This window comes from Prauserella sp. PE36 (assembly GCF_003311655.1).
Classification (GTDB): Bacteria; Actinomycetota; Actinomycetes; order Mycobacteriales; family Pseudonocardiaceae; genus Prauserella_A; species Prauserella_A endophytica.
The window spans coordinates 18202-27307 of record NZ_QEQT01000102.1 but is presented as its reverse complement, the minus strand read 5'-3'; the positions used below and the strand labels follow the sequence as shown (position 1 = coordinate 27307).

General features: G+C 71.6%; 10 protein-coding genes and 1 pseudogene. 5 read left to right on the top strand and 6 right to left on the bottom strand.

All coding sequences use genetic code 11. From position 1 onward, the window contains the following. Together DI005_RS33170 and DI005_RS33165 are read right to left on the bottom strand one after the other, a co-directional pair. Positions 1–511, bottom strand: a 511-nt coding sequence (locus DI005_RS33170; RefSeq protein ID WP_369973646.1) for a 4-hydroxyphenylacetate 3-hydroxylase N-terminal domain-containing protein, incomplete at its 3' end; no start/stop codon positions are given. Between the two features lie 47 nt (positions 512–558). Continuing rightward, positions 559–1119, bottom strand: coding sequence for a flavin reductase family protein (locus tag DI005_RS33165; RefSeq protein WP_112268598.1), 561 nt, complete (start codon positions 1117–1119; stop codon positions 559–561). 117 nt (positions 1120–1236) lie between these two features. On the opposite strand from DI005_RS33165, the gene DI005_RS33160 reads away from it, so the two are divergent. Beyond that, the gene (locus tag DI005_RS33160; protein ID WP_113644712.1) at positions 1237–2058 is read left to right on the top strand and encodes an IclR family transcriptional regulator C-terminal domain-containing protein; all 822 of its coding nucleotides are present in this window, start codon (positions 1237–1239) and stop codon (positions 2056–2058) included. A 9-nt stretch (positions 2059–2067) separates the two neighbouring features. On the opposite strand, the gene DI005_RS33155 is transcribed toward DI005_RS33160, so the two are convergent. Together DI005_RS33155 and DI005_RS33150 are read right to left on the bottom strand one after the other, a co-directional pair. Continuing rightward, positions 2068–2424 carry a response regulator transcription factor gene (locus tag DI005_RS33155; protein WP_113644711.1) on the bottom strand — a complete coding sequence of 119 codons (357 nt, stop codon included), beginning with the start codon at positions 2422–2424 and terminating at the stop codon, positions 2068–2070. Positions 2425–2480: 56 nt separating this feature from the next. Further along, complete coding sequence (locus DI005_RS33150; RefSeq protein WP_113644710.1) at positions 2481–4079, bottom strand: alkaline phosphatase D family protein; 1599 nt, start codon at positions 4077–4079, stop codon at positions 2481–2483. Between the two features lie 160 nt (positions 4080–4239). Between DI005_RS33150 and DI005_RS33145 the strand changes: the two genes are divergently transcribed. Both DI005_RS33145 and DI005_RS39810 read left to right on the top strand, forming a co-directional pair. After that, on the top strand, positions 4240–4725 hold the full coding sequence (locus tag DI005_RS33145) for a hypothetical protein (RefSeq protein WP_112268606.1): 486 nt from the start codon (positions 4240–4242) through the stop codon (positions 4723–4725). After that, positions 4665–5066 carry an NAD(P)-dependent oxidoreductase gene (locus tag DI005_RS39810; protein WP_369973645.1) on the top strand — a complete coding sequence of 134 codons (402 nt, stop codon included), beginning with the start codon at positions 4665–4667 and terminating at the stop codon, positions 5064–5066. Before DI005_RS33145 ends, DI005_RS39810 begins: the two co-directional genes overlap by 61 nt. An 18-nt stretch (positions 5067–5084) precedes the next feature. Here DI005_RS39810 and DI005_RS33135 read toward each other — a convergent pair whose 3' ends face one another. After that, positions 5085–5708: an IclR family transcriptional regulator gene (locus DI005_RS33135; protein ID WP_233520408.1), complete on the bottom strand. Its 624-nt coding sequence runs from the start codon at positions 5706–5708 to the stop codon at positions 5085–5087. A 6-nt stretch (positions 5709–5714) separates the two neighbouring features. Beyond that, positions 5715–5762, bottom strand: a pseudogene (locus tag DI005_RS39605) (hypothetical protein); the annotation flags it as partial. 130 nt (positions 5763–5892) lie between these two features. Here DI005_RS39605 and ilvA point away from each other — a divergent pair. Both ilvA and DI005_RS33120 read left to right on the top strand, forming a co-directional pair. Then, complete coding sequence (gene ilvA / locus DI005_RS33130; protein WP_199543426.1) at positions 5893–7191, top strand: threonine ammonia-lyase IlvA; 1299 nt, start codon at positions 5893–5895, stop codon at positions 7189–7191. Positions 7192–7987: 796 nt separating this feature from the next. Next, positions 7988–9049: a multicopper oxidase domain-containing protein gene (locus DI005_RS33120; RefSeq protein ID WP_228713914.1), complete on the top strand. Its 1062-nt coding sequence runs from the start codon at positions 7988–7990 to the stop codon at positions 9047–9049. The last annotated feature ends 57 nt before the right edge of the window (positions 9050–9106 follow it).

Here is a 9106-nt window from a genome sequence, read left to right as displayed (position 1 = left end):
TGATGATCGCGTGGTTCCAGTACAGGACCTTTTCCTGTGACTCGGTGTACCAGCGGCGGGCGTTGCCGGCGAAGGGCTCGTAGAAGTCGGCGTTGGCGCCGAGCGTGCCGAGGAAGGCGGCCTTGTAGTCGGGGCTGCGGCCCATCCAGCCGTAGGTCATCTTCGCCCACTCGGCGATCGCGTCGCGGTCGGCGAACAGGTCGGCACTGGTGTGTGGCGTGCGGAAGAACGGGTGGGTGAACCCGCTGCTGCCGGTGTCGGTGGGCGCGGTGAGCACCGACTGCCTGTCCGGGTCGTGCAGCGCGTCGTAAAGCCGAGCGGTCATCCGCACCGAGTTGCGGAACGCCGGGTGGGTGGTGACGTCGGCGACCCTGTCGCCGTAGATGAACACCTCCCGGCCGTCGCGGATGCTCTCGATGTACTCGTCGCCGGTCATCGGGCGCGTGTTCCGCGGAGCGCTCGCTCCGTTCGCGGCGCTGCCGATGGCTTCGTCACGCTGCTCGACTGTCATCAGTAGTTCCCTTCTCCATTGATGGGGATCGTTGACCGCGTCGCGGTTCAGGCGGGCACGCGCTGGTAGGCGCCCGCGGCGGGCATGCCGAACCAGCTGCTCTCCGGGCAGTCGACGGACGCGGCCCAGTGGTGGCCGCTGTCGAGCGCGCGCAGGGAGCGGAACCGGCCCGCGAAGAACAGCAGGGGTTCGGCGTCGGTGAGCTGCAGGTCGACGACCTCGCCGAGGACGATCAGGTGGTCGCCGCCGTCGTAGGTGCGCCAGGGCCGGCACGAGATGGTCGCCGCGTTGCCGAGGAGCACGGGGGCGGTGGGTCCCTGTGCCCAGAGGGGACCGGGCTCCTGCGGCTTGCCCGCGAAGTGCCACGCGATGTCCTGCTGCTCGGCGGCGAGCACGTTCACGGCGAACGGCGCGCCGTCGAGGTAGCCACAGGCCTTGGACCTGCGGGTCAGCGTCACCTGACACAACGCGGGCTCGAGCGAGACCGCCGTGAACGCGTTGACGGTCGCCCCGTGGGGCTCACCCGCATCGTTCTCGCAGGTCACCACCGTCACGCCGGTGGCGAACCGGCCGAAGCCGTTGCGGATCTCGCGCTGGTCCAGGGTCATCGTCGACACCTCCGGTACGCTATGCGTACAGTCTGACCGCTATGCGTTCAACACGTGGAAGGGTGCACCTCGGACGGCTTGGAAGTCAAGACCGCGACTGCGGGAGGATGGCGGGCGATGACCAAGGACGAGAACTCGCGCGATCACATCCAGAGCCTCGAGCGGGGCTTCCAGGTGCTGCTGGCCTTTGACGCCGACCGGCCCAACCCCTCGCTCGCCGAGCTCGCCTCCGCCACCGGGCTCTCCCGGCCCGCGGTGCGGCGGATCCTCATCACGCTGCAGAGCCTTGGCTACGTGAAGGGGGAGGGCGGGCACTGGTCGCTGACCCCGCGCGTGCTCAGCATCGGCCAGCACTACTCGGCCTCGCACGCGATGATCGAGCTCTCCCAGCCGCACCTCATGCGGCTCGCGGAGCAGACGAGCGAGTCCGCGTCACTCGCCGCGCTCGACGGCACCGACGTCGTCTACATCGGACGCGTTCCGGTGCGGCGCATCATGAGCATCAACATCGCGATCGGCTCCCGCGTGCCCGCGTACGCCACGTCGATGGGCCGGGTCCTGCTGGCGTGGGCTCCGCCGAAACACGTCGACGAGGTCATCGACGCGGGCCTGCGCCCGCTCACCAGGAACACCGTGACCGACCCCGACGAGTTCCGCCGTGAGCTGCGCACGGTGCGCGCCGAGGGCTACTCGATCGTCGCCGGTGAGCTGGAGGAGGGCCTGCTGTCGGTCTCGGCCCCCGTCCGCGACCAGTCGGGCACGGTGATCGCCGCGCTGGCGTCGTCGACCTCGAGCGGCCGGGCGACCGTCGAGGAGCTGCGCTCCGAGATCGCGCCGCTCGTCGTGCGCACCGCCGACGCCATCAGCGCCGACTACGGCCACCGCGCCTCGGGCAAGTCGACCTCCACCGTGCACCGCGAGCACGAGGGCTTCTTCTGACGCGCCCGTTCAGCTCACCGCGCTCGCGGCGACCCACGACGCGACCTGGGTGCGCGACGAGAAGTCGAGCTTGCGCAGGATCCGCTCCACGAGACCGTCAACCGTGCGCGGTGAGATCGTGAGCCGCTCGGCGACCTCCTTGCTGGACAGTCCGTCCGCGATGAGCGTGGCGACCTCCTGCTTGCGCCGGGTGAGCGGCGCGCCGGGTCGCTCCCGCAGCTCGCCGGGCCGCCCGCTGAGTTCCCGCACCTCCCGGCACGTCCGGAGCGCCTCGTGCTCCCGGCCCGCGTGCGCCTGCGCCATCGCCAGCTGGGCCGCCGCCGTTAGCTCCGCACGCCGGCGCTCGCGTGGTTCGGGACGCGGCATTTCACCGGGCGTGTCGTTCCTGCGCGAGCACCTGCGCTGACGTGCGCCGGCTCCCGCTACGGGGCGAGCGGGAGCCGGGCGTACACCACGAGCCCGTCCGGTTCGCTCAGCTCCAGCCACGCCTCCGCGCGGCGTCCCGTCAGCTCCAGTGTCGCGATGGCGTTGGTGAACCGCGGTCCGAGCACGCACGACCAGTCCAGCGGCGGCGGCTCCACCCCGGACAGCCGCGCCCACCGGCCCGCCAGCCAGGCCAGCGGCCGCCACCAGCCCGCGCGGAACGCCAGCCGCAGGTACGACGGCGCGGTGTTGTGCACCGGCGAGCACGTCAGCTGGTAGACCGCCGAGCGCAGCCGCCGGGGGAACCGAGCGCGGGCGAAATAGCTGTGGTGCACGTCCCCGGACAGCACGCAGATCGTCGCCGGTGCGCCGTCGGCCGAGCCCGTGCGCTCGACCAGCCGCGCGAGCCGGTCGAACGAGGACCGGAACGCGGCCCAGTGCTCGAAGTCGCCGGTCTGCCGGACCCACTCCGCGACGCGGCCCCGCCGGCCTGGTCTGCGGCACGCGGCCTCGTTGAGCGACTCCAGGTCCGAGAACGCCGGCGGCAGCAGCCACGGCAGTGAAGTCCCGATCAGAAGGTGGTCGTGCTCGCCCTCGGCGCTTTGCTCCACCCAGCGGAACTCCTCCTCGTCGAGCATCGACCGCCGCCCGCCGCCGAGGATGCGCCCCGCCCTGCTGTCGATCACCAGCAGCCGGACGCGGCCGAACCGGCGACGGTAGCTCCACCGCGCGTGTTTCACCGCGCCCAGTTCGTCGTCGGCCTCGTCGGCGAGCCTGCGGAGCAGCTCGGTGCGGTCGCCGGGCCCGTCCAGCACGGCGGCCGCGGTGGGGTCCTCGGCGAGCTCGCCGGGGCCGAGGTTGCCGAGGTGCTGGTACACCCAGTACGACATGAACGCGCCGCGCAGCCGTCCGGTCCACCACGGATGGCGCCGCATCCGCTCGCGCCACACGTCGGAGGTGTTCCAGTCGTCGCGCACGTCGTGGTCGTCGAAGATCATCGACACGGGCACGGTGGAGAGCAGCCAGCGCACCGGGGGATCGCACCACGTCTCGCGGTAGAGATGGGCGTACTCGTCGAAGTCCGTCACCTCGGTGCCGGGCGGTTCGCTCAGGTCCCGCCTCGTGGCGAGCCAGGCCTGCGTCTCGGCCGTGGTCTCGTCGGCGTAAACCTGGTCGCCGAGCAGGAGCAGCGACCGTGGCCATTCGGACTCGGGCAGCCCGCGCATCCGCTCCGCATAGGACACCAGCGCGTCGGTGCCGAGCGAGTCGTGCTCGTGCGGCTTGCGGCAGGACCCGAAGACCAGCCGGAACGGCGCGCCGTCCTCGGGCAGCGTGCGGATGCGGCTCGCCGGGAAGGGGCTCTCCGGTTGCGGCCACACCGTCCGGCCGTCGAGCCGCACCTCGTACGGCGTGCTGGTGCCGGGAGCCAGGCCCGTGAGCACCACGAGCGCGTAGTGGTGGCCGCACACCTCGAACGTCGGGGCGCCAGCGTGGAGCACCGTGACCTCGCACGGCCCGCTGGTCTCCACCCACACCGTCGCCGACGACTCGTCGACATGCCGAAGCAGGGGACCGAGTACGAGCTCGACGTCGTCCACGGCTGGATCCTAGCCGTGGCAAAGGTTCCCGGCAGTGCTTCGTTCACGGTCACGACTTCGTCTCGTCCCGGTGCGGGAGCAACCGGGACCCGCGCCGCGCGTCTGCCTGATACCCGGCGCTGGGACTCCCGTTCGCCATTCTCCCGGCAGGAGGTCAACGATGACCACCCTCACGCGGCGCGCGCTCGCGGCGCTCGCCGCCACCCTTCTGTTGCTCGGCGGTCTCGCGGTGTCGGCGTCGTCGGCCGCGCAGCCGACCACCCCGGTGCTGACCGGCATCCGCACCGGCCTCAACACCGGCTTCGACCGCGTCGTGCTCGACCTGAGCGGGCCGCGGCCGGCCGTCGCCCACCGGCTCGTCGATGAGTTGATCGCCGACGGCTCCGGTGAGATCGTCTGGCTCACCGGTGAGCACTTCGTCGCCGTCACCGCGACACCCGCCGCCGCACACGGCGCCAGCGGTGCACCGACGTATCCGGGCCCGGTGAAGTTCCGCACCCGCAGCCTGCGCAACGTGATGGCGGTTGCGGTCACCGGCGACTTCGAGGGCGTCCTCTCGGTCGGGCTCGGCACCCGGTACCGGTCGTGGGTGCGCGTGTTCACCCTCGGTTCGCCGACCCGCGTCGTCATCGACATCGGCCACTGAGGACGGACCGGGGGCCGTGTCCCGCCACGGCCCCCACAGCCGCTCCACAGTGGACTCCCACCCGCTCGCGAGTCGTGCGTTCCCTCATCAACACGGCGCGTGGGCCGATCGTGGACGAGAAGGCGCTGGCCGGCGCGCTGCGCGACGGCGTGATCGCGGGGCCGGGCTGGATGCCTACGAGCTGGAGCCGGAGCTCGCGGACGGCCTCGCGGAGCTGCCCAACACCACCCTGCTGCCGCACGTCGGCAGCGCGACCAGGTCCGTGCGCGTGCGAGTGGCCGAGCTGTGCGCGCGCAACGCCGTCGCGATGGCGGAGGGCCGTCGGCCGCCGCGCCCGGTGAACCCGGCGGCGTGGGAGGTCACGCGGGGAACCGGCCGCCAAGGGCCCGGGTGATCCGTTCCGCCTGTTCGACCAGCACGTCGACCCGCTCGACGCACTTCTCGTACGGCATCCGCAGCGTCGGGCCCTGGATCATCAGCGCGCCGACCACGTCGGCGGCCGAGTCGAACACCGGGGGCCGCGAGGCCTGAGGCGCCGTCGACGCGTCACCCACCGTGATGGCGTAGCCGTCGGCGACGGTCTGTTTGATGAGCCTGCGCAGCTCGCCGCGGTCGGTCACGGTGCTGTCGGCGAGCTGCGGCGGCTCGTGCTGGGGGACCTTTTCGGCGAGGTCCGGGTTCGAGGCGAGCAGCACGCGGCCCGAGGAGCCGACCGTGATCGGCGCGATCCGCCCGACGGACATCTCGCGGCGCAGGGCGTGGTGGGTCCCGGCGACGGCGATGCACACGCGGTGCTCGCCCTCGGCGCGGAAGAAGCACGCCGTCTCGCCGGTGACGTCGCGCCGGTCCTTGAGCACCGGGTTGACCACGGCGAGCACGTCGAAGTCCTTGGCGGCCGCGGCCGCCCAGTAGGCCATTCGGACACCGATGCGGAAACCGTCGTCGGCGCGGTCCAGGAACCCGTTCGCTATCAGGTTGGTCACCAGCCGCTGCACGGTCGACGCGGGCAGGCCGGTAGATTGCTGTATCTCGCGCAAACGTCAGCGACGGCCGCTTCAGTGTGAAGGCGTTCAGGATCTCTGTGATCTTGCCGAGCACGAGCAGCGGCGTGTGCGTGGCCCGTCGGTCGCCCTGGCGGGGTCCCGCCCATGCTCGTCGCGGCTATTCATGGCACGAACATGCGACAGGAGGACCGTGTTGTCTGAGAACGCCCCGGACGCGGGTGTGGTGAGCGCGGCGGACGTCACTGAGGCGGCCGTCCGGTTCGCCGACGTGATCGAGCCGAGCCCGCTGCAGCGCAACGAGCGGCTTTCCCAGCGGCACGACCTCGACGTGTGGCTCAAGCGCGAGGACCTCAACACGGTCCGCTCGTACAAGGGCCGCGGCGCCTACAATCTCATCGCCTCGCTCAGCGACGGGGAACGCTCGCGGGGCGTCGTGTGCGCCAGCGCGGGCAACCACGGGCAGGGTGTCGCGTTCGCTTGCGCGGCTCTCGGGGTCAGCGCGCGGGTGTATCTGCCGAGGACGACGCCGAGGCAGAAGCGCGACCGCGTCGCCCGGTTCGGCGGCCAGTACGTGCAGATCGTCGTCGAGGGCGAGACCTACGACGACTGCGCGGCGGCCGCGCGCGAGCACGCCGAGCAGACCGGCGCGGTCCTCATCCCGGCCTTCGACGACCCGCGCACCATCGCGGGCCAGGGCACCGTCGTCAAGGAGATCATCGAGCAGCTCGGGCGGGTTCCCGACGTGGTCGTGGTGCCGGTCGGCGGCGGCGGGCTGCTCGCCGGGACTCTGACCTGGCTCCGGGAGACGCACCCAGGGGTGCGGGTCGTCGGCGCCGAGCCGCAGGGCGCGGCGAGCATGGCGCGCGCACTCGCCGAGGGGCAGCCGGTGGCGCTGGAGCACGTCGACCCGTTCGTCGACGGCGCCGCGGTGCGGCAGGTCGGGCGGCACACGTTCGCCGTGGCGGCGCAGGGCCGGCCGCGTCTCGTGGCCGTGCCGGAGGGGCAGATCTGCGTCGAGATGCTCGACCTGTACCAGTCCGACGGGATCATCGCGGAGCCGGCGGGGGCGCTCGCGTCGGCGGCGCTGCATCTCGACCTGGGGCTGCCCGAGGGCGCGACCGTGGTGTGCATCCTCTCCGGCGGCAACAACGACGTCAGCCGGTACAACGAGATCGTCGAGCGGGCGCTCGTCTTCGAGGGCCGCAAGCACTATTTCCTGGTCGAGTTCCCGCAGGAGCCGGGCGCGCTGCGCCGGTTCCTCGACGACATCCTCGGTCCCGACGACGACATCACGCTCTTCGAGTACGTCAAGCGCAACAACCGGGAGACCGGCCCCGCGCTGGTCGGCGTCGAGCTGGGATCCCCGGAGAACCTGGAGCCCATGCTCAAGCGGATGGACGCCGCCCCGCACCGCATCGAGCAGGTGTCGCCGGACAGCCCCCTGTTCACCTTCCTGGTCTGACCCTTTCCGCGAGTCCCCCGCTCCGGCCCGTGAGTCCCCCGCTCGGGCCCGCGAGTTGCCCGTTCGGGCCCGGGAGTTGCCCGCTCGGGACCGCGAGTCCCCCGCTCGGGCCCGCGAGTTGCCCGCTTGAGCCCGCGAGTCGTGCGCTCAGCCCGCGAGTTGTGCGTTCCCGACCGCGAGTCGTTCGTTCCGGTCGTGCGCGGGAGCGCGCCATTCGCGGACCGGAGCGGGGCACTCGCGCGCCTGAGCGGGGGACTCGCGTGCCTGGGCGGGGGACTCGCGACCGGCGTAGGCGCTTCGGCTCCGCGCCGTTGCTCCGTTTGTCGTACCACTTCTGTCTCAACGCAGCATAAGTTCGCCTATTTTGACCGTAGATATTTACGGGAGCACCGGAAGTAATTAACTTTCCCCCTGGAACCCTCGGCGCTGAAGGCGAGGCAGCGTGAGTCGAACGTCGCGACAGGCGGGATACGCGCGGATGCCGCAAGCACTACGGCATGCGCTCCTCCGCCGTTCCGTCGGCAGTCCGGTGACCGGCTTCCCGCCCGGCCCAGCCCCGCCCTGACCGGACCCCGCCACCGCGCAGAAGCCCGCAGAAGCCCTTCCGAAGAACCCCGAACCCCGCGGTCCAACCGCCTCCACCCGGGCGAGCCACGCTCGCCCGGCGGCGCGCCGTGCCGCGGCGAACCCAATCTGTCCACAAGCGACACACGCGCACGGCAAGGATTCACCCCGCTCGTTCCCCACCCCGACCCCGGGCCCGCACGTGCCGCCCGGGTACGCGAATGGAGACCCCATGGCTGAGAAACCCGCCCGCCCGCGCCTCGCGCGGGCGATGTCCCGGCGTTCCATGCTGGCCGGTGCCGCGGCGGCGGGCGTCACCGTTCCCGTCGTCGCCGCCGGTCTCGGCTCGGCCGCGGCGGCGCCGGAGACGGCACGCCCCGCGCGCGCGGGCGTGACGCGGCGGATCACCGTCTACGCCGAGGAGATCGGCGGCGGCCTGTTCGGCTACGGGCTCTCACCGGGCACCGCGACCGTGCCGGGACCCATCCTCGAGATCTGGGAGGGCGACACCCTCGAGATCGACCTGGTCAACAACACCGACCGGCGGCTGTCCATCCACCCGCACGGCGTGGACTACGACGTCGACTCCGACGGCAGCCCGCTCAACGCGTCGTTCAACGAGCCGGGCCAGCGGCGCAAGTACATCTGGAAGACCAGGGCACCGTACCAAAAGGACGGTCGCTGGATGCCGGGCAGCGCGGGATACTGGCACTACCACGACCACGCGATGGGCGGCGACCACGGCACGGACGGTCTCCGCGCCGGGCTCTACGGCGCGCTCATCGTGCGCCGCGAGGGCGACCTCCTGCCGAAGCGCCAGTACACCGTGGTGTTCAACGGCATGACCATCAACAACCGCGTCGCGCCCGACATCCCCGTGATCGAGGCCAATCTCGGCGAGCGCGTGGAGTTCATCGCCATCGGCCACGGCGACTTCTTCCACACCTTCCACCTGCACGCCCACCGCTGGGCCGACAACCGCACCGGCATGCTCAGCGGCCCCGACGACCCGACGCAGGTGATCGACAACCGGGACCTCAACCCCGGCGACTCCTTCGGGTTCCAGGTGATCGCAGGGGAGGGCGTGGGTCCAGGCGTGTGGATGTACCACTGCCACGTGCAGTTCCACTCCGACGGTGGCATGGCGGGCGTCTGGCTGATCCGCAACGCGGACGGCTCGATGCCCGAGGGCGCGCAGGAGACGCTCGACCGCTACCACCAGCACCACCACGTGACGCGGGAACCACAGCAGCTCGAACAGCAGCAGCCCGGCACCACCCACGAAGGCCACTAGGGCGCACCACGAGTGAATGGAGTAGGGATGGGTCGAAGAAGATTGGCGCTCCCGCCC